The 24128-nt window shown below is 35.2% G+C and carries 24 protein-coding genes, 1 pseudogene and 1 riboswitch; of the genes and pseudogenes, 3 read left to right on the top strand and 22 right to left on the bottom strand.

The features are described from left to right. Positions 1–138 precede the first annotated feature (138 nt). Positions 139–351: a hypothetical protein gene (locus MKS83_RS10245; RefSeq protein ID WP_100376743.1), complete on the top strand. Its 213-nt coding sequence runs from the start codon at positions 139–141 to the stop codon at positions 349–351. A 57-nt stretch (positions 352–408) separates the two neighbouring features. Here MKS83_RS10245 and MKS83_RS10240 read toward each other — a convergent pair. The 16 genes and pseudogenes from MKS83_RS10240 to groES all read right to left on the bottom strand — a co-directional run. Further along, positions 409–1596: pseudogene (locus MKS83_RS10240) on the bottom strand (MFS transporter); the annotation flags it as partial. A gap of 185 nt (positions 1597–1781) precedes the next feature. After that, positions 1782–2534 carry a DUF3575 domain-containing protein gene (locus MKS83_RS10235; RefSeq protein WP_240583085.1) on the bottom strand — a complete coding sequence of 251 codons (753 nt, stop codon included), beginning with the start codon at positions 2532–2534 and terminating at the stop codon, positions 1782–1784. A 126-nt stretch (positions 2535–2660) separates the two neighbouring features. Then, positions 2661–3659 carry a T9SS type A sorting domain-containing protein gene (locus tag MKS83_RS10230; RefSeq protein WP_240583084.1) on the bottom strand — a complete coding sequence of 333 codons (999 nt, stop codon included), beginning with the start codon at positions 3657–3659 and terminating at the stop codon, positions 2661–2663. A 141-nt stretch (positions 3660–3800) separates the two neighbouring features. Next, on the bottom strand, positions 3801–4451 hold the full coding sequence (gene ribB, locus MKS83_RS10225; RefSeq protein ID WP_240583083.1) for a 3,4-dihydroxy-2-butanone-4-phosphate synthase: 651 nt from the start codon (positions 4449–4451) through the stop codon (positions 3801–3803). Between the two features lie 92 nt (positions 4452–4543). Beyond that, a riboswitch (FMN riboswitch) is annotated at positions 4544–4669 on the bottom strand. A 233-nt stretch (positions 4670–4902) separates the two neighbouring features. After that, complete coding sequence (locus MKS83_RS10220; RefSeq protein WP_240583082.1) at positions 4903–5646, bottom strand: phytanoyl-CoA dioxygenase family protein; 744 nt, start codon at positions 5644–5646, stop codon at positions 4903–4905. 1 nt (position 5647) lies between these two features. Beyond that, entirely contained in the window at positions 5648–6001 is a 354-nt protein-coding gene (locus tag MKS83_RS10215; RefSeq protein ID WP_240583081.1) for a DUF2200 domain-containing protein, read from the bottom strand. Positions 6002–6058: 57 nt separating this feature from the next. Further along, on the bottom strand, positions 6059–8116 hold the full coding sequence (locus MKS83_RS10210; RefSeq protein WP_240583080.1) for a M48 family metallopeptidase: 2058 nt from the start codon (positions 8114–8116) through the stop codon (positions 6059–6061). A 71-nt stretch (positions 8117–8187) separates the two neighbouring features. Continuing rightward, on the bottom strand, positions 8188–8742 hold the full coding sequence (locus MKS83_RS10205; protein ID WP_240583079.1) for a hypothetical protein: 555 nt from the start codon (positions 8740–8742) through the stop codon (positions 8188–8190). Continuing rightward, positions 8743–9168 (bottom strand): DUF1801 domain-containing protein, encoded by a 426-nt coding sequence (locus MKS83_RS10200; RefSeq protein WP_240583078.1) that lies wholly within the window; start codon positions 9166–9168, stop codon positions 8743–8745. 86 nt (positions 9169–9254) lie between these two features. Continuing rightward, positions 9255–9773, bottom strand: coding sequence for a DinB family protein (locus tag MKS83_RS10195; protein ID WP_240583077.1), 519 nt, complete (start codon positions 9771–9773; stop codon positions 9255–9257). A 96-nt stretch (positions 9774–9869) separates the two neighbouring features. After that, entirely contained in the window at positions 9870–10529 is a 660-nt protein-coding gene (locus MKS83_RS10190; protein ID WP_240583076.1) for a DUF2461 domain-containing protein, read from the bottom strand. Between the two features lie 35 nt (positions 10530–10564). Then, positions 10565–10990 carry an NAD(+)--rifampin ADP-ribosyltransferase gene (gene arr / locus MKS83_RS10185; RefSeq protein ID WP_240583075.1) on the bottom strand — a complete coding sequence of 142 codons (426 nt, stop codon included), beginning with the start codon at positions 10988–10990 and terminating at the stop codon, positions 10565–10567. A 54-nt stretch (positions 10991–11044) separates the two neighbouring features. Continuing rightward, on the bottom strand, positions 11045–12091 hold the full coding sequence (locus MKS83_RS10180; RefSeq protein ID WP_240583074.1) for a Kelch repeat-containing protein: 1047 nt from the start codon (positions 12089–12091) through the stop codon (positions 11045–11047). 74 nt (positions 12092–12165) lie between these two features. After that, positions 12166–13851 (bottom strand): AAA family ATPase, encoded by a 1686-nt coding sequence (locus MKS83_RS10175; RefSeq protein WP_240583073.1) that lies wholly within the window; start codon positions 13849–13851, stop codon positions 12166–12168. Between the two features lie 133 nt (positions 13852–13984). Next, the gene (gene groL, locus MKS83_RS10170; protein ID WP_240583072.1) at positions 13985–15610 is read right to left on the bottom strand and encodes a chaperonin GroEL; all 1626 of its coding nucleotides are present in this window, start codon (positions 15608–15610) and stop codon (positions 13985–13987) included. 96 nt (positions 15611–15706) lie between these two features. Further along, positions 15707–15985: a co-chaperone GroES gene (groES, locus tag MKS83_RS10165; protein ID WP_039369684.1), complete on the bottom strand. Its 279-nt coding sequence runs from the start codon at positions 15983–15985 to the stop codon at positions 15707–15709. Positions 15986–16173: 188 nt separating this feature from the next. On the opposite strand from groES, the gene MKS83_RS10160 reads away from it, so the two are divergent. Beyond that, complete coding sequence (locus MKS83_RS10160) at positions 16174–16770, top strand: ester cyclase (RefSeq protein ID WP_240583071.1); 597 nt, start codon at positions 16174–16176, stop codon at positions 16768–16770. 38 nt (positions 16771–16808) lie between these two features. On the opposite strand, the gene MKS83_RS10155 is transcribed toward MKS83_RS10160, so the two are convergent. Further along, a complete protein-coding gene (locus MKS83_RS10155) occupies positions 16809–19190 on the bottom strand; it encodes a M1 family metallopeptidase (RefSeq protein ID WP_240583070.1) in 2382 nt (793 codons plus the stop codon). A gap of 68 nt (positions 19191–19258) precedes the next feature. Continuing rightward, positions 19259–19837, bottom strand: a complete 579-nt coding sequence (locus MKS83_RS10150) for a HupE/UreJ family protein (protein WP_100376722.1) — start codon at positions 19835–19837, stop codon at positions 19259–19261. Positions 19838–19910: 73 nt separating this feature from the next. On the opposite strand from MKS83_RS10150, the gene MKS83_RS10145 reads away from it, so the two are divergent. Continuing rightward, on the top strand, positions 19911–20411 hold the full coding sequence (locus MKS83_RS10145; protein WP_240583069.1) for a DUF6702 family protein: 501 nt from the start codon (positions 19911–19913) through the stop codon (positions 20409–20411). 6 nt (positions 20412–20417) lie between these two features. Here the strand turns inward: MKS83_RS10145 and MKS83_RS10140 are convergent, their stop codons facing one another. From MKS83_RS10140 to MKS83_RS10125, 4 genes are all read right to left on the bottom strand, one after another. Next, entirely contained in the window at positions 20418–21011 is a 594-nt protein-coding gene (locus tag MKS83_RS10140) for an ACP phosphodiesterase (protein ID WP_240583068.1), read from the bottom strand. Next, a complete protein-coding gene (locus tag MKS83_RS10135; protein ID WP_240583067.1) occupies positions 21008–21715 on the bottom strand; it encodes a VanW family protein in 708 nt (235 codons plus the stop codon). The genes MKS83_RS10140 and MKS83_RS10135 overlap by 4 nt, the downstream gene beginning before the upstream one ends. Beyond that, on the bottom strand, positions 21712–22380 hold the full coding sequence (locus tag MKS83_RS10130; protein ID WP_240583066.1) for a class I SAM-dependent methyltransferase: 669 nt from the start codon (positions 22378–22380) through the stop codon (positions 21712–21714). Before MKS83_RS10130 ends, MKS83_RS10135 begins: the two co-directional genes overlap by 4 nt. A 110-nt stretch (positions 22381–22490) precedes the next feature. Continuing rightward, entirely contained in the window at positions 22491–24047 is a 1557-nt protein-coding gene (locus tag MKS83_RS10125) for a zinc-dependent metalloprotease (protein ID WP_240583065.1), read from the bottom strand. Between the last annotated feature and the right edge of the window lie 81 nt (positions 24048–24128).

The raw sequence follows: 24128 nt of genomic DNA, 5'->3' as shown, positions 1-24128 counted from the left end.
TATATGAATAAATTGTTAACAAATCTTATGTTTATTCGGGTAAATTTATTAACTTTAATGAAAAATTGAATATACCCCTAAAAAATGGCAGGGTGTTTGAAGTAAATTGATTATTTTTTAATTAAAACCAATATATAGATGAAGAATATCCAAGATGAATTTCAAGTTTTTAAAGATGAACTTAGAAAATTGAATATCGATGTGCAGAAAGTAGTAAAAGTAGGAAACGGGAGTATGGATTTCCATGAAGTTTTTTATAAGTCACCAAGGTACGAAGATGTGAAGAGTGTGTATGTGCAGAGGCATAATTTAGACAGTATTTTAGAGAAGTTTAAACAAGCTTATCATTAAAATAAAAAAGCGCGGCTCAGAGAATCTGAGCCGCGCTTTTTTATTTATACTATAGAATTAATCTTTATCCAAAGCTGATGTTTCTTTCGTATCTTTCATTCTTGCGTAAACTACAAACGAAAAGAAAATACAAGCGGTAATATACCAGTAAAAGTAATGTTCTACATTGGCCTGTTTAAACCAAAGCGCAATATATTCAGCTGTTCCTCCAAAGATGGCAACCGTTAAAGCATAAGGCAATCCAACTCCTAAGGCTCTTACTTCAGAAGGAAAAAGTTCGGCTTTCACCACGGCATTAATTGATGTATAGCCACTCACAATAATCAACGCTGACATAATCAGGGAAAATGCGCCCCACATTGAAGTAGTATGGCTTAAAGCATTCAGCAGTGGATACGTAAAAATTGTACCTAAAATCCCGAAGCTTAATAATAGCGGTCTTCTTCCTATTTTATCGGATAAAGCTCCGAAAACAGGCTGCAAACATGCAAAAATAAACAAGGAAATAAAAGATATAAGCGTAGATTCCTCTTTTGTAAGATGAACAGTATTAACCAGGAATTTCTGCATATAGGTGGTGTAAGTGTAAAAAGCCAGTGTTCCGCCTAAGGTTAATCCTACGACAGTTAATAAAGCTTTGGGATGCTTTAATAATTCTTTGATGGTTCCTTTTTTCTTTTCGCTGGCCTCTTTTTTATTTTCAAAAGCTTTGGTTTCATGAAGGTTTGATCTCAGATATAAAGCAATCACAGAAAGTAAAGCTCCAATAACAAAGGGAATTCTCCATCCCCAATCTTCAAGCTGAGCCTCCGTTAACAATAATTTTTGTAAAATCAACTGGATTCCCAATGCAATTAACTGTCCACCAATTAATGTAACATATTGAAAACTAGAGTAAAATCCTCGTCGGTCGTTGGTTGCCATTTCGCTGAGGTAAGTTGCTGATACTCCATATTCTCCACCCACACTTAAGCCCTGTAATAATCTTGCAATAAGTAATAATAGCGGTGCTAAAACACCTATCGTTTGATAAGTAGGGGTCAACGCAATTAATAAAGAGCCAAAAGACATTAGTAAAACAGAGAGTGTCATTGCTTTTTTTCTTCCGACTCTGTCCGCAATACTCCCGAAAAGCCATCCTCCTACAGGTCTCATAAGAAAACCGACTGCAAAAATCCCTGCGGTATTTAAAAGTTGTGCTGTAAGATCCGAATCCGGGAAAAATGAATTGGAAAAATAAATGGCAAATGCAGCATAGGCATACCAATCGTATCATTCTACCAAATTTCCTATCGATCCGCCTACGATAGCTTTAATCCTTTGTGTGGTGGTGATTTGTGATGAATTCATGCAGGAAAGATATTTATTTTTTATTGAAAATTAAAACCGTTCGATGATGGAACAGTTTCAAAAATATTCAATAAAATTTTTTAAAATCTAAATCCTAAAGACAATCCGCTTCTAAAACCAATCCATGGGCCATCTACTTTTACATAGGCTCCGTTGGCGTTGGTTTCTACGGTATATTTCACATAAGGAATATCAAGATCTTCAATTTCTTTTTTCAGTTGCGCCTGCATATCGGGTGTCAAAATAACATCGCTGGTCATGGTGAAGTCTCCTTTTCCGGCTCCGTAATGTGCTCCAGCAATCCAGAAATCCAAGACTAAGTTTTGTTTTCTGGTGAGAAAGAACTGTACTCCGACCATTAAGCCGCCACTGTTTCCGTTAGTGTTTCCGAAGCCTTTTATAGGAATTCGGTAGGTATTTCCATTAAGTCGGTAATCATAATAAAAATCGAAGGTGTTGGAAGTTACTTTGGAATAGCGGTAATACGGTGCAAAATAAAATCCTTTACCATATCCATGTCCTATATAGAAACGGGGTTCTATGGTGAAATTGAATGCTTTTACTTCAAGATTTTGAAATCTTTTTTCGTCTTCGTCATTTAAAAATGAATTGATAAATGGAACTTTTCCTTCGGGCATGGCTCCGAATCCCATATTGACCGAAAACCATCTGTTAAAAGCTCTTTCATAGGAAAGATTAATATTTCTGAACACGTACCCTGTAACATTCGTTTTGACGATATTCATCTTTTCTGAAGGTACGGCTCCCGATTCTTCCTGTGCATTTATTCCCGAAAAAATAAAACAAAGAAGGAGTATGAAATATCTTTTCATGACTTTATATTTTTAGTGTGTGTATTAAAACGGAATGCAAAAAATGGGCAAATTTCTCAAAGTTGTGTGGGATAATAAGATTCTGAACACAAAAGCACCAAAAACAGATACTATTTAATAAGACTTCTATTTTTTGATCACCTTGGTGACCTCTGTCTTTGAATCTTTCCCTGAAACTTCAATAAAGTAAGCTGCGGAAGGTAATTCTGAAATTTGAATCTTCCCCGATTGGATATCGGAAGTTTTTACCAGTTTTCCGTCCAGACTGTATATTCTTGCTGTTGAATAATTGTCTGTGTTTCCTGTGAACTCCACAAAGTCTTGTGCAGGATTTGGATATACTTTAAAATTTTGCTTTTTAGATACATGATCATTTACCGCTAAAAAAACTTCATTGAGAGCCTGTGCTCCGCTTGTGGATTGATTGATGCTAAGTAATGGTACACTAAGGGTTCCGCTGGTAGAACTCAACAACGGAAATTTATGAGTGCTGTCAAAATAAGTATATGAGGTATTGATCACGCTTCCGATAGGAAAAAGATAATTGGTATCTGTAGATTGGTATAAGTTGAAATTCTGTACAGATTTTATCCTTAAAACATTAGCATATGTTTTCGGGCCCACGAGAAGAGTTCCTGAAGCATCCGCCGTAGTGACAATGGTTCCTTTAAATAATCCCGAAGCCGCTGTTGAAGTAAAAGTTCCTTTCGCAGTATCGGTATTTGAGTAGCCAAAGCTTGCAGGGTAGGTGATAAATGTTCCGTTATCGGCGGCAAAATTTAAAGTGGCAGTAGGAGTGATCACTCCCGTAATTTCAAGCTGGGTCGCCGTAGCTTTATATAAAACAGAGTTTCCGGTATCATTCATTTTGATGGTAGATCCGGGGTAGGTACTGATTTCAGAAGAAGTAGGAGCTATGTAAGTTAACTGTGAAGCAGTTCCTTGCGTCAAAGATGCATTGTTGAAGGTCGTATTGGCTCCTGTTGCAGAATTATCAACCGTTCCGTTAACCACAAAATTATTCACGATATCTCCCACAAGAGGATCGTTAAATGCTTTGGTAATGGTAGTTTGTGCTGAGCATAATCCTGAGAATGCGAATATGAAAAGTAGATTTTTTTTCATAATTAGAAATTTTGTTAAATATAAATAAAAAATAAGATGTAAAAATGTCTTTTAATTAATCATAATCTAATTTTTATGATTAGTTATAAAAAAACCGTTCAAAATAATTGAACGGCTATTTCTGTGCGCTAAAGCTTTATTTTAATTCTGACTGATAAGCATCTTACGGTAATGATAAATGTCCTCGATCGTTACTACGGTCATTTCTCTTTTCTCTGCAAAATCTGCAATTTCCGGAAGTCTTGCCATGGTTCCGTCTTCGTTGGTCAGTTCACAAAGCACAGCATCATCACCTAAGTTGGCAAGCTGTACCAAATCTACACTTCCTTCCGTATGGCCACGTCTTTCAAAAACGCCGTTCTTTTTAGCGACTAAAGGAAATACATGTCCGGGACTGGCAATGTGCTCTGCCAAAGCATTTTCTGCAATGGCTGTTTTAATAGTCGTTACACGGTCTTTCGCTGAAACCCCGGATTCTACACCTTCTTTGGCTTCTATGGAAATGGTAAATGCGGTTTGATTTTTAGAATTGTTGGCTTCCACCATCGGGCGAAGATTAAGATGTCTGCTTTTCTCTTCAGAAATACATAAGCAGACAATTCCGCTACATTCGCGGATTAAAAGTGCCATATCTTTTTCTGTGATGGTGGAGGCGGGAAAGATGATGTCGCCTTCGTTTTCACGGTTTTCATCATCTACTAAAAGGATTCCTTTGCCTTGTTGTAATTTCAGAAGTGCTTTTTCTACACGTTCTTTCGGACTTGCTCCGAATTTTTCTAATAATTTTTCCATGTTATTTTACTGTTGAAAGTTAAAATACACTTCGGTACATGGAAATGAAATACAATACAATGAGTCCATCGAAATAGCCTCACTGATTGTCTCATTTTCTTCTCTCATCCAGACTTTAACTGTCGGTTTTGGAATTTCACCAAATCAGTCCTTTCAAAAGAAAGGAGTCGCGGACTGTAACCGCCGGTAGGGAATTTCACCCTGCCCCGAAGAAAACTTATACTAAGTTTTACTGTATGTTCTGTTTAAATTTTTAATTCATTAATTTTTGTTTAACGCACAGAATGCTAATTTCGGGAAGTTTTTTGAAATAAGGAAGAGGTTTTTTGATAATTTGGAGAGGACTGGATGATTGAAGTTATAAAACTTCAATTTGTTTTTTCCATTAGTTTTAATTCAAATAAATAATTTAACTCAAGCTGCTTCCAGCTTTCATCATCCGGCTTTTTCATCAGAAAAGTTCAGAATTTAAAGACTTTAATTCTTCCTGAGTCGGATGGTTTTTAAAATCAATAAATTTTTTAAATTCAGGAGTGTCATCACAGAAAATAATATCAAAAGTAAAACGGTCGTTTCCATACAAACCCCGGTGAATCATATTAGCGGAAAATACTAACAGGTCCCCACGATGTAAGCTGATTGTTTTTCCCCGGTGAAGATTATCACTTGGTTTTCTTCCGTTTAATGAAAGTCTGGTTTCTTCTTCTTCCTGTACATCCCACGTTTTGTGCGTTGTAGGAATTAATTCAATTCCTAATTCAGGCTGTAATGGAATTCTGAAATGAACAACATTCTGGGTTTTGATCTTTTCTTTTTGTTCGTCAATACTCATTCCGGTATACTGAATATCACGATGCCAATAATTGTTCTGATTTTTATTGAAAGGATCGAAGAATAACTGGGTATTGAGAAATATAGCTTTTTCTGGAATGATGTCCTGAATAATCTTTGAAATTTTATCCTGAGCAATGAATTTGAAAATTTCCAGGCGTTCTTCCGGACTAATAAATTTACTTGAAGTAAGACTGTGACTGTTGATTAATCCGGACTGATAATCTTTTTCGTTTTCCTTCAGCCAGTTTTCATGGAACTTATTTAAAATAACTTCGATTTGCTGTAGTTCTTTATCTGAAAAAAAGTTTTCTGAATGAATATAGCCGAAATCGCTGTAGTGAGTAGCTGTATTTTTATCCATCTTATTTTCTTAAAATTTTTTCCATTGTTTTTCCTTTTGCCAATTCATCAATCAGCTTGTCGAGATAGCGGATGTTTCTCATAAGCTCTTCTTCAATGTCTTCAATACGATAGCCGCAGATAACTCCTTTTATCAGAGTTACGTTAGGATTAATCCTGGGTGCCTGTTCAAAAAAAGTCCTGAAATCAATTTTGTTATCTAAAATCTGCTGCAAACTTTTTTCATCATACCCGGTTAGCCAAGAAATAACCTTATGAACTTCTTCTTTGGTTCGGCCCTTCTTTTCAGCTTTAGCGATATAATGAGGGTAAACACTTGAAAAGGACATTTGATAGACTTTTTCGTTATTTTTCATTGCTAAATGATTTGGATAAAGATAAAAAAACGCTCTGATTTTTCAGAGCGGTATTTTTTAAGAGATCTTTGCTATAGAGTTTTGTTCTTCCAACTCTTTCATCAGCTTTAAAAGTTCCTTTTTCTTGTAAAAATATTTTCTGTGAAGAAAATAAGGAAGATAATTGATAGCCTTCATCAGAAGCTGAAGGTTGTGTTCCATATATTCGTTGTTATTAAAATAAGGATGCTCTTTTTCCGTGTAGAATTTCAGGTCCTTTAGATCTTCTTCATTCATTTCTTTAATGAGCATCTCATTCTGATAAAAAACGGTAATCTGGTATTTTAATTTTTCCTCAAGAGGTTTAAGATCGCTAAAGTTTTTTCTAATCTGTTCGAAAGGAGTTTTCGTATTCATGAATGCTGTTGCGTTCATTAAATCAATATACAGTTTATATTGATCATCATATTCGGCATCGTATTCTCCAAAACTTTTGTAAAGCTGTATGAAGTCAGCTTTTTTCTGTTGCTCTTCTGCTTTTTTTGCAAAATAATTGTAAATAACAGTGTCATTCTGATGAATCTTTTCCTTAATGTCTTCAATCGCTTTCTTAACAGTTGGAATTAAAGTTTTTGCTTCAGTCTGTTTGTATTTTTTACCGTCATAATCAAAAGTTTTAATAGCATATTCCTTTTTGGAAATAGCCTCTACGGTTTTGAGATCACTTTCAAGAGCAATTAATGTATATACCCATTCTACTTTTTCCTTGCTGAAAAGTTCATCGAAGGAAATTTCGTCAGTTAATTCACTTTCTTTTACAGTGAAATCCGGGTTTTTGTTGTCATAATAAGCATTGAAAATTTTATCGAATGAATCTTTCTGATACTGCTTTTCGAATTCAGACCGAAATTCTTCAAATTCCAGATCTGTTTTTTGTTTCTGGTATTGTACTCTTGAAAAAAGTTTTGAAGTGATCTGTTCTTCTGTTTCCTGAAAGTTTTTGAAAATATTTTTTGCAGGCAGATTGTCCTGTTCTTTTACAATGTTTAAAGCTCTGAGTTTAGTAATTCTTTCTTTCTGGGAAGGATGGGAAGCCCACTGGTTCTCAATATTGAGTTTTGATTTATTAAATAATCCTGATTCCGAAAGCTGAATGTTGGGAAGTCCGTTTTTGGATTCCACCTCACTCTGTTCGGCAAGAAAATTCATGACAAAAAACTGCTCACGGTAGATATTTTTACTCGATTCGTTTTTAGAATATCTGTTATCATAAAAGCTTAAAACATTCTGATAAGAATTGTTAGCAAGCTCCAGTCTTAAAAGCGATTCTTCCAATGCAAGCGAACCTGCAATATTAGCTGCTACTTCATCCGCATGAAACTCCATTTCTCTGGAAAGTGCCATGTGACGGATATTGACAAAATTATACATCTTTACCAAAACCCACTTGATTTTTCCTGTAAAGAAGAATGCCAAGGCTGCAAATATGGAAAAATAGCCGCTTATACTCGCGAATTTTTCTACCGAATTACGGTAAGACTCATCATCATTCACCAGGTTGAAAATGATCTGATTAACATTGTAGACATAACTTCCCACTTTCATGGAACGTTGGGAAAAGTGCCCGAATTCGTGGGAAAGAATAGCTTTCAGCTCTTGTTTTGTCGTGGTATTGATCAGTCCCATTCCAATGGTCAGATTTTTCTGAATAGGTAAGAACATGCTCCAGAAACTTGAATCATAAAAAACGCTTGCATTCACATCATATGAAAGGTAGACTTTTTTAGGGGCATTCGTTCCTGCTTCCTGTACGATTTCGTCGATCATTCGGAAAAGCTCCGGCTCATCATTTCTTCTGATTTCGGTAAGGTCACTTCTGTCGTTGATGTGTTTTTTAAATAAAAATTTAATGATAAAAAAGAATACGAAAAGTCCGGTTCCTGCCAAACCTGCCCCTAACATAAGGGTTATAAACATTGGTTTTGCGGCGATAATTGCTATTCCACCAGCAATACATCCAAGCGCCAGAGCTATTGTAAATAGAAATAAAAGGATATAAACGAAAACGAAAATGGCAATAGAAAATACAGCCGCTTTGGTTTTCTTCCTAAAATCCTGAGAAACTTCAATGTACATGGAAATAATTTTTTACAATAATACGTACAACGGATCAATAGAGCAAAAAAATCTCTTGAAATTGAATTACGTTATTCTGCTTCAAAGTAATTAATATCAAGCAGCCCCTGTTTAAATTTTAAGCTGAGCGTATCTCCTCTTTTCAATTTTGAAGCATCTTTTAATCCGGAATATTTAAAATAATCGGATTGATCAATAAAGTCATCCGGCTGTTTCGTATTTTTTGCTATGAAATATTTGTTATCAGTAATACTTAATGTCCGGTAAGATTCAATAATTTCTTTCTTTGAGTCAAACCTATTGACCCATAAACAAAAGCAAGTGATAGTATTCTGCATTAGGAGAAAAACTGAAAAGCAGATAAAAGAAGTGAAAACAATGGTATTTAAGATTTGATGGAACTTAAATTTTCTCAGAAAGCCTATTGTCAGCATTACACATATTAAGATTACACTGCCAATTACGGCTATTTTAAGATAATGACTTTCTTGGAAGGTTTGAATATCTTTTGTTAAGTAATATTCTTTTTGTTTCGGATTGAATATAAAGGAGATGAATGCAAACAATAAGAGATAAATTAAAAAGTATTTATACTTGGAGATAAGAGAGACTAACTTATTTTTCATTTATGCAAATTTTTCAATTCTGTCTTTTATTGCTGTTTTAAGGGTGTCAATATGTATATCTTTCAGCTTTTTGAACCTAATACAATATCCGGTAACACTCGCTTTACCTATTTTTTCTCCATAGGTTTGAAGCAAGTATTTTTTATCATCAATTCCCATGATGTAAACTGAAATCCCGGTTGTATTCGCGCTTATCCCGATCTGATAAAATTCTTTTGAGGTTCCGTCTTTGTATTGTATTGAATAGACTCCATAGCCGATGTTCGGGTTGGAAACTATTTTGCCTTCTTCATTTTTACCATCCAGAAACCAAAGTTGAGATTCCGGCATGAGCCCTAGAATGAGGTTGTGGAGCTCTTGGATATCGCTGCGTTTGGATTCCGGCAGGCTGCTTATATATTCCTGAATTTGATCTTGGATGGTCATTGATTTAGCTTCATAAATAATTTTCGAATATAACAAAACCGCTCTGAAAAGCTGAACGGTTTTATACTATATTTAATTGTATTTACTTAATTGGCACTTGCTACATCAGCATCCTTATAGATATTCCAGAAATTATAATCCGTCATGGGAGCATCGGTAATTCCTACGTTTCTTCCCATGGTTACAATTTGCCCTCTGTGATAGGTTCCGTGTAAAACAATATGCTGAATGTATTCGTATTTTGAAAAATCACACTGGAACCACTGAGACTCGATTTTTACATTTTTTACAAGATCTTCTTCAGATAAACCTTCCACATAATCCATCAGTTTTTGAGAATTGTTTCTGAGCGCATTGAAAATTTCCTCTTTACCGGTGATTGCTGAAGTCGATGCAAAATCAAATTCATCATTTTCTCCGATATAGCTCCACCAATATTCCTGAGTTTGCAAGATGTGATGCAGTGTTTTTAATATGGTCGGAAAACTAGAAATAACTTCCTGATTAAGCTGTGTATCAGATTTGGTAGAAAGCCAGTCGATGTATTTGTTGACCACCCAGTTGTTGTACTGAACGGTGTGGGTAATTAAAGTTTTTAAATTCATAATATTAATATTTTGTTTGGTGATTTAATCCGTTATAAAAATACTAAAATAGTAGCCTGATTGAGCAAGACAGAAGTCTTAAACAGTTTTTATATTTTAAAATAAAGGTTCCCCATTCAGGTCCGTAGTCAGTACTTCGCTCATATAATCAAAAAAAGGACGCATGGCTAATAAGGTGAGAACAGCCTCTTTCTGAAAACCGTCAGAAAGAACTTCCTTATCCGTAAATTTTCTCATGACTACATATTGTTTTTTTCTGATGAGGTTTATGGCTGGATGATCTTTATCAAAACCTCTTGGAGCAGTTTTTACGGCATCGCCTTTAATTTCTCCAAAATATTTTATGAATGTATCGTCTGAAGTAATCTTCTCAATTTCTGCAGTACTGATTTCAAATTCTTTACGGATACGGAGCAGGTCTTTAGCATCCGGACCCCAGAATCCTCCTCCCACAAAACTGTTCCCGGGTTCCAGCTGAATGTAATATCCACCTCTCAACATAGGTTTTGAACGGGAATATCCAACCCCGAAATTAGTCTTGTACGGAGTCTGGTCTTTGGAAAAGCGGACATCCCTGTAAATTCTGAAAATATGGATTCCTTTTAAGTTATCGTGTTCCTGAAGCTCAGCATAAATCTTATTAAACAATGTTTTGTTTTCTTTTACAACTGAATCATATTCTGCTTTGTGCTGGGAAAACCATTCACGATTGTTATTTTTTTCTAATTGTTTAAGGAATTCAAAGGTTTTTTTCATTGGTGATGTTTTATAGAGTATTGCGATTTGCAATTCTAATTGATAATTTCAGCGTTGGGGTTTTCCCGAAGCTTGGCAATTCTTTCCCGCCAGTTTTGGAGCTCTTCGTCTGTTAACCGGATCCAGTCTGTTACTTCACCGACAATTCTCACAGGTTTTGTGCTGCGATAAGATCGGGTAGGGTTTCCCGGAAACTTTTTATCGGTTACGTTGGGATCATTTTCAAATTCTCCTGTCGGTTCCACGATATAAATCCGTTCACGGCCATCACCTTTTGCCAATGCAGCAGCTAACCCGGCACCGTTTTGTAAAGCGGTAAAATAGATATGGTTCATAATAATCTCAGGATAATAATTCGATTCAAATCCGGCACTGAGCAGATCACCGATTTGTAAATTGGCTTTTGTACCGTGGTAGAACGGCCCGTGATCCAGAATTTTTTCGTCTTTTTTGTTTTCCATTGTGAAGTGTTTTTGAAATTGGAAGAACCTGTAAACTTAGGAATTTGTTTTGAGTTATTTAGCGGAAAGTGCTTCTTCGCTAATATCTGCAACCTGAATGCTTTTAATGGCTGATTTGGTGGAAGATGCTGTACTTCCACCCATGATGTATAATTTATTGTTATATATTTCCGCAGCTGCATGTCTTCTGGGAATCATGTTGGATGATAATTGATGTAACTTGTTGGTTTCTGTATCAAAATAGGCCAAAAAATTTTGATTGTTATAACCACCTGCAATAAAAATCTTATTACCGGAAACCGCTAATGAATGACCTGATATTGCTGCAGGCATCGTGTATTGCTCAGTCCACTCATTTTTATTGAGGTCGAACACGTTGACAAGGCGTGAGGATGTACCGTTGAAACCGCCAATAACGTAGAGTTTATCATTCACAATTTTGCCTCTTGCTTCTCTGGCTGTTGGCATATTCGGTAATGGATGCCATGTATCTGAAGCAATGTCATAGTATTGGAATCTATCAGAAAATATTGTGGTTGCTGCATTGTTTAGCCCACTTCCTCCAAATGTATATATTTTTCCGTTGTGGATGGCAGAACCGGCATTTCCTGTGTAGGCACGATTAACAGCTCCTTTCGTTTTCTGATGCGTTTCAAGGTCTATAATTTCAAGATGACTGTTTCCCCAACCGTTAAAAATATAAATTTTATTACCGTAAGTCTCTGAATTGGCGAATCTTTTAGGAACCAAAGTAGAATTGATTATACTCCAGCGGTTATCTTTAATACTGTATTTCTCCATAAAATTGGCATTACCATCAGTGCTTTTATACCCATTGCTCACATAGATATTATCATCTACAATCACACTGCTTATACCTCCTCTTCCCACGGACATATCCGAAAGATATTTAAAATTTAGGGTTTGTGCATTCCCGAAGAATAAGCCGAAAATTGAAAGGAGGAATAGTTTTGTTTTCAAGGGTGTGGAGGTTTTGGTTGAAAAATATGTTTTAAATATAGGGAAAAGTAGTGGATTGGAAATCTGCAACATTGGGAAAAGTGAAAACCGCCTTTTGGAAGCAGTTTTTGTTTTGTTCATTGCTCAAAGTCGGGAGACTTTGAGCAGCGTGTGGCAGCGTGTGGCAGCGTGTGTTTTTATAAACTACTTTATAATTATATACTATCAATATCTTCTTTTGCTTTAACAAATATTGGAACTTTTAATGCTTCACTAGTCTGATTTAAATTGATTCTAATACCTCTGTCTTGCAAAAGCTTTTTTAATTTTTTAAAACTTTTTTTTGAATACGAATATTTTAATAAGTTGTCATCCAAAAGTTCATTAGCTTTAATTGCATTTCTTGCAGCGTTATGACCTTCCCGATTTTTTAATGATTTATCAGTTAGAGTATTTAATAGTTTGGAAAATGAATCTTGTCGGGTTTCATTCAAAGCTTGATCAATTATATTTTGTGCTTCTTCAAAAGTGATCTCAGGGCAAAAATCAGAAATCACATTTGGGTTTAAATAATGTGATTCAACATCATAACCATTAGTAACAAAAGGATATTCTATATCTTCTTTTAAGTTTTCAAAAATGCTATTTATCTCCTCTTCAGTATAGTAATCTCTATCCCTGTGCAAGGCTATTTTAATGTTAGGAGAGTTTTTATGTATAAATGCAGCTAAAACATTTGCTGTTTTTATGTCTGAACACCCTTCATATGACCATATTTCAAACTCGCTTTCCTCAAAACCAGAAGATTTAATAATTTGACTTAATTGATTTACATCACTGTCTTCTGATAGAATAACTAATTTAATATTCTCGTCTCTTAGAAAATCTCCTCTATCTAAAGCTCCCAAATCTATTAAGACATTAATTATATTAATATCTTCTTCAACTATTTTTCCATTATTAACCCAATTTATTTTCGCTAAATCCTGAAAACTATATAACAAATGTCTAGAGTGAGTGCTTAAAATTATTTGAAAATCATTTTCAATCGCTAGAGAATGCAATTTCTCTGCTAACAATCTCTGATTATTTGGGTGAAGATGAGAATCAGGTTCATCTAAAATTAATATTTGTGGTTTATAAAGGTTAATATATGAAAGAATCTGTAAAGTTTGTAATATTCCGGTTCCAGCAGCATCAATGGGAAGAGTTTTCCCATCTTTTCTAACTGAAATTTCAATATACTCATCTTTCATGAAATTGAAATCAATAATTATGTCAACATTTGGAAAAATTGCCTTAAAGTCTTCTATAAATTTTGTCCATTTTTCTTCATGTGATTTTAATTGATAAATTATATTTCTAAAATAATTATTAGCATCTCCTCTTGCTGCAGCACGATTTAAAATACCAGGGCTTCTAAATTCTTCATGTCCAGGAATTCCAGCGAGTCCGGGAACATATACTGAAAAAGGATTGTCGATACTTCTTAGTTTTTCACCTAAAGTTTGATTATGTATTTCTGTTGCAATGTTTTTGTTTTTTCCTCTTCTAATTAAAACCTTTGTATATTGATCGGTATCTTTTTCCCAAAACTCTATTTGAATTGCATTATCTCTTTCAATATCTAATTTTCCGCCGTGTCCTAATTTATAAACGTTTTTTATTGGACTATAAATTAATTGTTCTGGTGTCAATGAAGTTGGTAATATGTTTGGAACTCTACGCCACCATGTATTCTCAAGAGTGGATGTTTGAGCTATACTTACTGCAAATTGAATAGCTTGTAAAATACTACTTTTCCCCGCATTGTTTGCTCCAACTAAAACATTTACTGGGTCTAACGAAATTTCTAAGTTTTCAATATTCTTGAAATTCTTAATTTTGATTTTTTCAATCATGGTTATTAATAAAGATTTGCTTCTGTTATGTTACTATATTATTTTTTTAATATGAAGTTTAAATATAAGCAAAAAAACCGCTCAGAAAAATCTGAACGGTTTTAAGTTTATACTGTCTCGGCGACACGCCGTGTTACATCATTCCTGGCATTCCGCCACCCATTGGCATAGCTGGCTCATCTTTTTTCACTTCAGTGATCACACATTCAGTTGTTAAGAGCATTCCAGAAACAGAAGCTGCGTTTTCAAGAGCAACTCTTGTTACTTTCGTAGGGTCGATGATTCCTGCTTCAAGCATGTTTACATACTCGTCAGTTTTAGCATTGTAACCGAAATCTCCGTTTCCTTCTGCCACTTTAGCAACGATTACAGAACCTTCACCTCCCGCATTAGCAACGATTTGTCTCAATGGCTCCTCGATTGCTCTTTTTACGATTTTAATACCTGTATTTTCGTCAGCGTTTGATCCGGAAAGGTTTTCCAAAGAAGCGATCGCTCTTACCAAAGCAACACCACCCCCTGCAACGATACCTTCTTCAACAGCTGCTCTTGTAGCGTGAAGCGCATCATCCACTCTGTCTTTTTTCTCTTTCATTTCCACTTCAGAAGCTGCCCCTACGTAAAGAACTGCAACACCACCGGCTAATTTAGCCAATCTCTCCTGTAATTTTTCTTTATCGTAATCAGAAGTAGAAGTTTCCATCTGAGCTTTGATCTGAGCTACTCTGCCTTTGATTTTGCTTTCTTCACCACCACCGTTTACGATCGTTGTGTTGTCTTTATCGATAGATACTTTCTCAGCAGTTCCCAACATATCCATAGTGATGTTTTCCATGGTGAAACCTTGCTCTTCAGAAATCACAGTACCTCCTGTAAGGATTGCGATATCTTCCAACATTGCTTTTCTTCTGTCTCCGAATCCTGGAGCTTTTACAGCAGCAATCTTAAGAGAACCTCTCAATTTGTTTACCACTAAAGTTGCCAAAGCTTCACCTTCAACTTCTTCAGAGATAATTAATAAAGATTTACCACCTTGTGCAATTGGCTCAAGAACTGGAAGTAATTCCTTCATTGAAGAGATTTTTTTCTCAACTAAAAGGATATATGGATTTTCCAGTTCAGCTAACATTTTTTCAGGGTTTGTCACGAAATATGGCGACTGGTAACCTCTGTCAAACTGCATCCCTTCTACAACATCAACCGTTGTATCGATACCTTTAGCTTCTTCTACAGTGATAACTCCTTCTTTACCTACTTTTCCGAAAGCTTCAGCGATCAAAGCACCAATTGTTTCGTCGTTGTTAGCAGATACAGAAGCAACTTGCTTTACTTTATCTGTAGAATCTCCAACAGCCTGAGATTGAGTTTTCAAGTTTTCAACAACAGCCGTTACAGCTTTGTCGATCCCTCTTTTCAAATCCATTGGGTTTGCACCTGCAGCTACGTTCTTAAGACCTTCTCTTACGATAGCCTGTGCCAAAACAGTAGCGGTAGTCGTACCGTCTCCTGCAATATCATTAGTTTTGGAAGCAACTTCTTTTACCATTTGTGCTCCCATGTTTTCTACTCTGTCTTCAAGTTCGATTTCTTTTGCTACAGAAACACCATCTTTAGTTACGTGTGGAGCACCGAAAGACTTTTCGATTACTACGTTTCTCCCTTTTGGTCCTAAAGTTACTTTTACTGCATTAGCCAATGCATCAACACCTCTTTTTAAAGCGTCTCTTGATTCAATATCGAATTTTATTTCTTTTGCCATAATTTTTTGATTGTATTAATGTACTTTGTACAATGTATTAATGAATTTTTATATCCATGAAGTCATTTTACATGAATACATTTTACTTTTTACGAATTAACCGATGATTCCTAAAAGATCTCCTTCTTTTACAATTAAATAATCCTTTCCTTCCAATTTCAGTTCAGAACCTGAATATTTCCCATAAAGAACTTTGTCACCTACTTTTACAGTTGTAGGCTCATCTTTTTTACCTGGACCTACTGCCACTACAGTACCTTCTTGAGGTTTTTCTTTTGCAGTGTCCGGGATAATAATACCTGATGCTGTTTTAGTTTCTGCAGCGATTGGTTCTACCAAAACTCTGTCTGCCAATGGTTTAAAGTTTACTGACATAATATATTTAATTTTTTAATTATTTCTGTGTTGAAATTCTCTAAATGTGTGCCATCATCTGTTCGTGGTTGAAATGGCAGAAGATTTTATATAAAAGTGAAAATTTGTCACATAAAAAATAAATAGCGTATCGATAATATCTGATCAAAAAAGATGTAATTTTATAGTGTATAAATAAATTAATAAACATGAAAAAAAACAGAGAAACAGAATTAATAATCCGGTTTTTTATGTTTTCATTTGCTTTTTCTATGTTAGGATTAATGTTTGTAGGTTGTGAAAAGAAAATGAATACCAGCCTGAAGGAACAGGCAAAAGCGGATAGCAGTGGAATGAACAGTAAATTGTCAGAAGATGAAATCATCAAACGAAATTTAGCAAAATTTGACACGTTAGACTTCAAAGTTTTTAGCAAACGAGACTGGAAACGCTTTCATGAAAGTCATGCAGATGATGTGATTGTTCATTTTCCTGATGGACATACGACCAATGGTTTGAAAAAACATATCGAAGATATGGAAGCTATGTTTGTATATGCTCCTGATACTAGAATTTCGGTTCACCCTATCAAAGTTGGACAAGGAAATATTACCGCTGTTACCGGGATTATGGAAGGAACTTTTACAGAACCAATGCCGGATGGAAAAGGAGGCTTTATTAAACCTACCGGAAAAAAGTTTAAACTTCCGATGGCAACTTTCAGTATTTGGAATGATAACGGAACAATGAGTGAAGAATATTTATACTGGGACAATCAAACATATATGAAACAATTAGGACTCTAAATAAAAATAGGCTATCTGGAAGAGATAGCCTATTTTGTTTATTTTTTGTTTCCTGCAGCCTGCATCGGATTTACTTTCCCATTGGAAGCGCCTCTTGCATTGCCACTTTCTTTTTGTTTGAATAACTGGAATTTGGAAACTTCAGCAGTTCCGTTATCATTGCTCCAGAAATTATTTGAAGTATCGATATCGGCTGTTTCTCTCATCGGGTCCAATTGAATTGACTTTAACTTTTTGTCAAAATAATACGTTTTAGAAATTTTCTGCTCGTTTTGTCTCCAGATCTGTGCGGAAGATTTATCGGTCAGTTTTGTTCCGTCTTCAAAGGTGAATTCAAGAATGATTGGCATTACCAAACCTCCTTTGTTGGCGAAATCGATCTGATAACCCGTCAGATTTTTAAATTTCTCTTTGTCTTTTGCCGTTAAGGGTTCTGTACCTTCATTTTTAGAAACATATTCTTTTTGAGTATCTACTTTTTCCTGACCTCTGTCGTATCTGTAATAGAAATCCTGAGCTTCTTTATCTTTATCTACGTAAAAAGTAATGTTTTTATCTTCTCTGTTTCTGATCTTTGAAATATCTTCAAACTCATTCTGTAAAGGTTTGTCGACCTTGTATTTTGTTTCTGAAGCCTGTTTTGGAGCTGTTTCCAGGTCAGGAGTCGCAATGGTCACTTTATCAATGGCAATATCAACGGGATCTGTTCCGTAGAACCAGCCTCTCCAGAACCAGTCTAAATCTTCACCACTCGCATCTTCCATCGTACGGAAAAAGTCTGCAGGTTCAGGATGTTTGAAAGCCCATCTTTTTGCATAGGTCTTAAAAGCCTTATCAAAAAGTTCTCTTCCCATGATCGTCTCACGAAGGATATTTAATCCGGTTGCCGGTTTTGAATACGCATTCGGACCAAACTGAATAATATTTTCTGAGTTACTCATGATAGGTTCAAGCTGATCTTTCGGAAGTTTCATGTAATCAACAATCGTCCAGGCCGGACCTCTTTTCGAAGGGAATTTGTTGTCCCATTTTTCTTCCGTTAAATATTCGGTAAATGTATTTAAACCTTCATCCATCCAGCTCCATTGTCTTTCGTCTGAATTGATGATCATTGGGAAAAAGTTGTGTCCAACCTCATGAATAATCACTCCCAACATTCCGTTTTTGATTGCTTCCGAATAGGTTCCGTCTTTTTCAGTTCTTCCGTAATTAAAGCAAATCATAGGATATTCCATTCCGTTGGATGCTTCTACGGACTGAGCAACAGGATACGGATACGGAATTGTGAATTCGGAATAGGTTTTAATGGTATGTGCAACGGCTTTTGTAGAGAATTTTCTATACAATCCGTAAGATTCTTTTGGATAAAAGCTCATAGCCATTACTTTATTGTTGTTTTCAGGAATCGTAACGCCCATTCCGTCCCAAACAAATTTTCTGGAGGAAGTCCATGCGAAATCTCTTACATCATGTGCTTCAAAATTCCATGTTTTTCTTTGTTTTGAATGATTTTTCTCTGCTTTTTTAGCTTCATCAAGCGTTACAATTTCTACAGGCTCCGTTGACGTTTTAGATTTGTTATATCTTGCCAACTGATCTGAGGTTAATACCTGATCGTAGTTTTTACACTCACCTGTTCCTCCTACAACATGGTCTGCAGGAACATTCATGGAAACTTTAAAATTTCCGAAAACCAAGGCAAATTCTCCTCTTCCTGTAAACTGGTGATTCTGCCATCCGTGGAAGTCACTGTATACACACATTCTCGGATACCATTGTGTCATCGTGTACAGATCATTTCCGTCTTCTGCGAAGTTTTCGTAGCCGCCTCGACCGCCCATTTTCATTCGGTTAGGGATGTTGTAGTTCCAGTCGATTTTGAAAACCAACTTTTCTCCTTTTTTCAGCACTTTAGGCAAGTCAATACGCATCATCGTTTTGTTGACCGTATATTTTAACGGATTTCCTGACGCATCGGTTACTTTTTCAAGATTTACGCCATATCCGTTGTCTTTTACAGGCTGTTCAGAAGCTTTAAGCTGCTGATCATTCGCTGCTTTCGGAAGGGTAGAAGAGAAAGGGAAATCTGCTTTTTTTACAGTAGACTGTTGATTTTCGTCCAGCTGAAGCCAGATATAATCAAGATCATCCGGAGAATTATTGTAATAGGTAATGGTTTCCGATCCTTTCAGGTTTCTTTTGTCCTCATCAAGAAAAGCAGTGATGTCATAATCTGCCCTGTTTTGCCAATAAGCATGTCCCGGAGCTCCAGAAGCGGTTCTGTACACATTGGGAGTTGGTAAAATGGTTCCCAATTGTTCAAATCTGTTTCCGTGGTTGCTTCCCGGATTATTCTGAATGTTTTGAGCAAAAGCACCGATGTAAAAAAGAACTGAAAGTGCTGAAACTTTAAATTTCATAACCGAAATGATTTAATTAATTTTCAAATATAATGATAAGTAGCTGAAAACTTGAAAATGTTTCAAGGCTAAAAAGGAATTCTTTCTAAAGTCATTTTCAAGGATAAAGCAAAAACACCAGAAGATACAAATAGGATCCAGTCTTTTTTGTTGACTTTAAATAGATTCAAAAGAATAAAAAGCAGAATAAGGATTCCAAAAACGATGGCAATCTGCCCAACTTCCAGTCCTACATTAAATCCCAAAAGTGGTAATGCGATGCTTTGACTTTTAGCGATCATCACTCTTGCCGTATTGGCAAATCCCATCCCGTGAATGAGTCCGAAAAACAAAGCTAAATAATAGTTGAGTTTACTCTGAGACTGTTTTTTGTTTTTCATGAGAATATTCCCCAAAGCGGTTAAGACGATAGTAAGCGGAATTAGAAATTCTACCCAGTTTGAAGGGACTCTCACGATATCTAAAATACTTAAAGCTAAAGTCACTGAATGACCAATCGTAAATGCGGTGACCAAAACCAATATTTTTTTCCAGTCGCTGTAGGAATAAACGGCAATAAGTGCGAGAACAAAGAGTTGATGATCCAATGCATCCAACGAAATGATATGTTCCCAACCGAGCTTTAAATAAAATAGAAAATCCTGCATCATAAGTTTACATAATAAAGGTTACGAAAATAATGATTAATTTCGGAACAGATTTTAGCAATGGATTGATATTATGAAAAAGCTTTTGTTGTTTTTGTGCTGTATTTTTTTTCTTTTCTCTTTTAATGAAGCGAAACATCCTTATCATGTAGGTTCGGTAGAAATTAATTACAATTCCCAATCAAAGACTTTTGAAATTACGGGAAGGTTTTTTCTGGACGATCTGGAGAACGGACTGTCTCAAAAATATGGGAAGTCATTTCATTTCAATGATGCGAAATACAAAACTCAACTCAAGGAAGCTTTAAAGAATTACAGCGCAGAATATTTTAAACTGAAAACGGATAATAAGTTTTTAAAGATAAATTATGTGGGGTATGAAGAGGATAATGAATCCGTAAATCTTTATCTGGAATCAGAAACGGTTAATACTCCGAAAAAAGTTGAAGCGGCAGTAAGTTTCCTGTATAATTTATTTGATGATCAGATTAATATCGTTCATATTATTGTCAACGGAAACAGGAAAAGTGAGAAACTGACGTATCCGAATCGGTATTTGTATCAGCAATTTTAGAATCAATTATCTTTCCAGCTGTAAAAGAGCATTTTCTGCTTTTGCATGGGCAAGAAGATCTGGAAAGAAATCATCATAGCATTTTTGCAGAATTTCTTTATTGTCAAGAAACGCCTGGAAAACGGGAATGTCCTTTTCAAGATATTTGGCTTTATTCAATACATTTTGAATGCTGAATTTGATTCCCCAGTCTTCACGGTAATTGTACAGCCAATCATCATGCTCCATTTTTACAAGCATTTTTTTGAAGTTTTCGGGTAAAAACTGACTATTTTCATTTAAAACCCTGTAGACTTTCAAAGAATGATCTTTCCATTCTTTTTCTGAATTCAAACTTAGGTCATTGGCTAAAAAATAATCCATAGAAACATCTACAAAAGCGCCTGAATATAATCTTACCAATGGGCTGAATACTTTCTTGGCTTCATGAATTGCGGGATGAGAATCGGTAAAGGTATCAATCGCTCTGTGTAGAGTGATCCCATCCTGAATTTCTTTGGGAAAAGAAAAACGTTCTTTGTTCCTGATAAAATCCTCCAGAAACTGACCCACGATCTGTCCGTCAGTAAAAGCTAAAAAAGAATGGGCCAGATAATTCATAAACGAATATAAAAATTTTCAAGCAATTTTTTACCATTGGAAAAAGTTTTAACCCAGACTCCTTCACTATTTTCGGAATATTCAAAATTAATTGTATTCAACTGTAATTCGTAGGGAGAAATTATGTAAAAACGAAGCTCGTTTTCGTTTACATTACATTCAAATTGTATAGGAAATTCATAAGGATTCTGAATCTGTAAATCTTTATAGCCATATACAACAGTACTATCAGAACCTAAAGGCGTAAAACGTTCATGGTCCTTATAGATGTCGATAGAATGTGAGTGTCTTTCCAATATTTTCAATCCGGATTGAAGTGCTAAAAAATAGATGATGGATGAAAACTGACAAATACCCCCACCTATTTCACTAGAAATGTTATTTTGGATTAGGTTTCTTCCTTCTTTAAAATTATTTTTTTTGTTTGGTTTTCCCACGATTTTCCAAAAGGAAAAGGTTTCATTGGGATTGATTACCAGGTGGTTAATTTTGCCGTGAACGATATTCAGATTGTGTATTTTATTTTCATGGAATTCACTTTTTTTAATGGGTTGCAGAATCTCGTTTTTATATCTTCCGATAGGTTGTGTATTATAACTTTTTGAATAGACATATTTATTTTTAGATTCGTGAAAATACCTTTGTATAAGCCTTAAATGCAGTTTTAAGGTGGAAGGAAGTATGCTTTTAAACTTTTGTTTCATTTTTTTTCTAAAACAATAATATTATAGGAAGCCCATTTTTTTAGGAAAGTATTGCAGATCATTCTGTCTAAAGGTAAAAATAATCTTCTGAAATTTTTAGGAAATCTATGAATAGGAAAAAATAAAACGCCTACTGTTTTTACTGGTTTCCATTGATTTTTAGTTTTATCTAAAATTTCTTTTTCCGTGAAAGTATTTGAAGCATGCCATTCTTCCTGCTCTGAAATTACTTTTCTTCTTGTTTTGGTTGGAAAATCAAAAATAAGAACTCCATTAGATGACAATTTTTTATAGCATTCATTCAAAAAAGATTGTGTTTTTTCTTTGTTTTGATGCATAATGACATGAAAACAAAAAATACAGTCGAATTCTGCATCAAAAGGAATATCGGAAATTTCACCTACAGATATTATTTTTTCAGGATATTTTGTCCGGGCAATTTTTATCATTTCCTGACTGAAATCTAATCCATGAGTTGCAAACTCAAGTAATCTTCCGGTCCCGCAGCCTAAATCCAAGATTTTTGAAAACTTTTTGGTCTTTATAAAGGAATGTAAAAATAATCTTTCCTGTTTGTCAATATATTTACCATAGGTGTTCTCAAACCTGTCTTTATCATAATCTTTTGCAAGGGTATCATAGTATGTCAGAATTTTATTTTGCATTATAACAGTTGTGGAATATTATTGTTTTCCTGTATCTTAAAATATTAAAAATAAAAAAATCTCCAGTTATTAAAAAATAAAAGGAGATTTTAATTAAGGTTAATGTTGTTTTAGTTTTTTAAGAATTTTTTACTTCCTGTAAGTGTATTTCCTGAGTATATATTAATAAAATATTCTCCTGTAGGATATCTGCTGATGTTGATTTCCTTTGAAGTTGTTTTTTGAAGGACCTGTCCTGCGGCATTAATGATTTCAAAACTGTAATTTTCTTTTTCGTCTGTAGTAATATTGATCGTTGTCTTTGCTGGGTTAGGGTAGATTGCAAATTCTTTAGTTTTAGTTGTAGTACCTCTTTCTTCTACGGATAATACATCACCAACGCTGGCTGTAAACCCGGCAACCACGCAAATGAAACGTGCAAAGCCGAAAGCTTCGTTTGCGGGATTGGTACTTCCTATTGCAACTCCTGTCGGATAAGTATTGTAATTGATAACGGGATTTGCCCATCTGTTGATTCTTGTACAGCTTATTCCTGCGTTGGTACATTCATCATTGTAAGCCATAATGGTTCTCCATTTTTGAGCTGATGTTGCTGAAGTTCCGTTGGTAATGGCAACAGCGTTTGTATATCCGTGATGATGACTGCATGGTGTTGTGCTTGTATCAACATACCAGTCGTGTCTTAATCCCATATTGTGTCCCATTTCATGTGCCAAAGAATAATTGGATACTGCGCAATTATATAAAACAGTAGAAAAGCCTGCGGTAGCGACATAATTTGTTGACGAAGTGTTTACGTACCCTAATCCACAAGTGTTGGTAGGAGTAGAAGTGACTAAAGAAACGAGATCTGCTCCGTAAGTTGTTCTTAAGGTATGAACATCATCCATATAACCGTCTGCAGTGGCTCTTAATCTTGATAAATCTGTGCTTAAATTTCCGGATTCTGCATAGGAAATCACTCCGGAATATACCAGATTAATGGTTGCATTTGTAATTCCGGAATTGGTTAATGCAGTATTGAAATTGGTAATCGCTGTTGCGATGTAAGAATTGCTTTGTGAATTTCCTCCCCACGCCGTACTTGCAGCGCTGGTATAAACAACCAGAACATCTACGGTGGATGCAGAACATGTTGCGGTGCTTGAAGAGCAGATATTACTGTTGGTTTTGGAAGCTATTGCATTGGATATAGCTGATTCGTCAATAATGGTGTCATCTTTAGCATCCTGATCAATTAATAATTTTTCTGCTACCTGAGAGATGGCAAATGTATTTTCGTTTACCTGATGATACATTATCTTTTCTCCTGAACCTGAAACATACATTCCCGTGATAATATTGTCATATTTAGAAAGAACAAGTTCTGCAGAAGGATCGTTTACAATTTTATATGTATAAGATTCGCTTTTGTTGGTGTATCTGTAGATTTTGTCAAGCTTTGCAACGATCATCTGATCTTTTATTGTGGGAATTCTGATGTCCTGATTGAGATCAAATGATGTTTGATTATAATATTGTGTATTGTAATACGTTGTCGCAAGCTCTTTTGAAATTTTCTGTGATTCTTTCAGGGAGTTTTCGGGAATTTTATTCCGAAAATAGGTCTGTTGAGCAAAAGCTGAAGAGGAAATCGCTAAAGCTAAAATTGTGATTTTTGTTTTCATAAAATAAATATTTAAGTTTATCGGTTGTGTTTTGTTGGTTTTTGTATAAAATTAATAATTTATTTCTAAAGTATGTGAGTT

This window comes from Chryseobacterium sp. Y16C, assembly GCF_022488405.1.
Classification (GTDB): Bacteria; Bacteroidota; Bacteroidia; order Flavobacteriales; family Weeksellaceae; genus Chryseobacterium; species Chryseobacterium geocarposphaerae.
The sequence above is the reverse complement of the archived record's forward strand: the minus strand, read 5'-3'. Positions and strand labels throughout refer to the sequence as shown.

What these genes read in the sequence shown, in the direction of transcription:
- arr (WP_240583075.1), bottom strand. Translation starts at nt 10,990, where the DNA reads ATGGAAAACAAAAAAGACGAAAAAATTCTGGATCACGGGCCGTTCTAC.
- MKS83_RS10155 (WP_240583070.1), bottom strand. Translation starts at nt 19,190, where the DNA reads ATGAAATTTAAAGTTTCAGCACTTTCAGTTCTTTTTTACATCGGTGCT.
- MKS83_RS10135 (WP_240583067.1), bottom strand. Translation starts at nt 21,715, where the DNA reads ATGAAACAAAAGTTTAAAAGCATACTTCCTTCCACCTTAAAACTGCAT.
- MKS83_RS10180 (WP_240583074.1), bottom strand. Translation starts at nt 12,091, where the DNA reads ATGAACAAAACAAAAACTGCTTCCAAAAGGCGGTTTTCACTTTTCCCA.
- MKS83_RS10215 (WP_240583081.1), bottom strand. Translation starts at nt 6,001, where the DNA reads ATGAAAAATAACGAAAAAGTCTATCAAATGTCCTTTTCAAGTGTTTAC.
- MKS83_RS10125 (WP_240583065.1), bottom strand. Translation starts at nt 24,047, where the DNA reads ATGAAAACAAAAATCACAATTTTAGCTTTAGCGATTTCCTCTTCAGCT.
- MKS83_RS10160 (WP_240583071.1), top strand. Translation starts at nt 16,174, where the DNA reads ATGAAAAAAAACAGAGAAACAGAATTAATAATCCGGTTTTTTATGTTT.
- groES (WP_039369684.1), bottom strand. Translation starts at nt 15,985, where the DNA reads ATGTCAGTAAACTTTAAACCATTGGCAGACAGAGTTTTGGTAGAACCA.
- MKS83_RS10230 (WP_240583084.1), bottom strand. Translation starts at nt 3,659, where the DNA reads ATGAAAAAAAATCTACTTTTCATATTCGCATTCTCAGGATTATGCTCA.
- MKS83_RS10220 (WP_240583082.1), bottom strand. Translation starts at nt 5,646, where the DNA reads ATGGATAAAAATACAGCTACTCACTACAGCGATTTCGGCTATATTCAT.
- MKS83_RS10200 (WP_240583078.1), bottom strand. Translation starts at nt 9,168, where the DNA reads ATGACCATCCAAGATCAAATTCAGGAATATATAAGCAGCCTGCCGGAA.
- MKS83_RS10150 (WP_100376722.1), bottom strand. Translation starts at nt 19,837, where the DNA reads ATGCAGGATTTTCTATTTTATTTAAAGCTCGGTTGGGAACATATCATT.
- MKS83_RS10235 (WP_240583085.1), bottom strand. Translation starts at nt 2,534, where the DNA reads ATGAAAAGATATTTCATACTCCTTCTTTGTTTTATTTTTTCGGGAATA.
- MKS83_RS10140 (WP_240583068.1), bottom strand. Translation starts at nt 21,011, where the DNA reads ATGAATTATCTGGCCCATTCTTTTTTAGCTTTTACTGACGGACAGATC.
- MKS83_RS10245 (WP_100376743.1), top strand. Translation starts at nt 139, where the DNA reads ATGAAGAATATCCAAGATGAATTTCAAGTTTTTAAAGATGAACTTAGA.
- ribB (WP_240583083.1), bottom strand. Translation starts at nt 4,451, where the DNA reads ATGGAAAAATTATTAGAAAAATTCGGAGCAAGTCCGAAAGAACGTGTA.
- MKS83_RS10190 (WP_240583076.1), bottom strand. Translation starts at nt 10,529, where the DNA reads ATGAAAAAAACCTTTGAATTCCTTAAACAATTAGAAAAAAATAACAAT.
- MKS83_RS10195 (WP_240583077.1), bottom strand. Translation starts at nt 9,773, where the DNA reads ATGAATTTAAAAACTTTAATTACCCACACCGTTCAGTACAACAACTGG.
- MKS83_RS10175 (WP_240583073.1), bottom strand. Translation starts at nt 13,851, where the DNA reads ATGATTGAAAAAATCAAAATTAAGAATTTCAAGAATATTGAAAACTTA.
- MKS83_RS10145 (WP_240583069.1), top strand. Translation starts at nt 19,911, where the DNA reads ATGAAAAAGCTTTTGTTGTTTTTGTGCTGTATTTTTTTTCTTTTCTCT.
- MKS83_RS10130 (WP_240583066.1), bottom strand. Translation starts at nt 22,380, where the DNA reads ATGCAAAATAAAATTCTGACATACTATGATACCCTTGCAAAAGATTAT.
- MKS83_RS10205 (WP_240583079.1), bottom strand. Translation starts at nt 8,742, where the DNA reads ATGAAAAATAAGTTAGTCTCTCTTATCTCCAAGTATAAATACTTTTTA.
- MKS83_RS10210 (WP_240583080.1), bottom strand. Translation starts at nt 8,116, where the DNA reads ATGTACATTGAAGTTTCTCAGGATTTTAGGAAGAAAACCAAAGCGGCT.
- groL (WP_240583072.1), bottom strand. Translation starts at nt 15,610, where the DNA reads ATGGCAAAAGAAATAAAATTCGATATTGAATCAAGAGACGCTTTAAAA.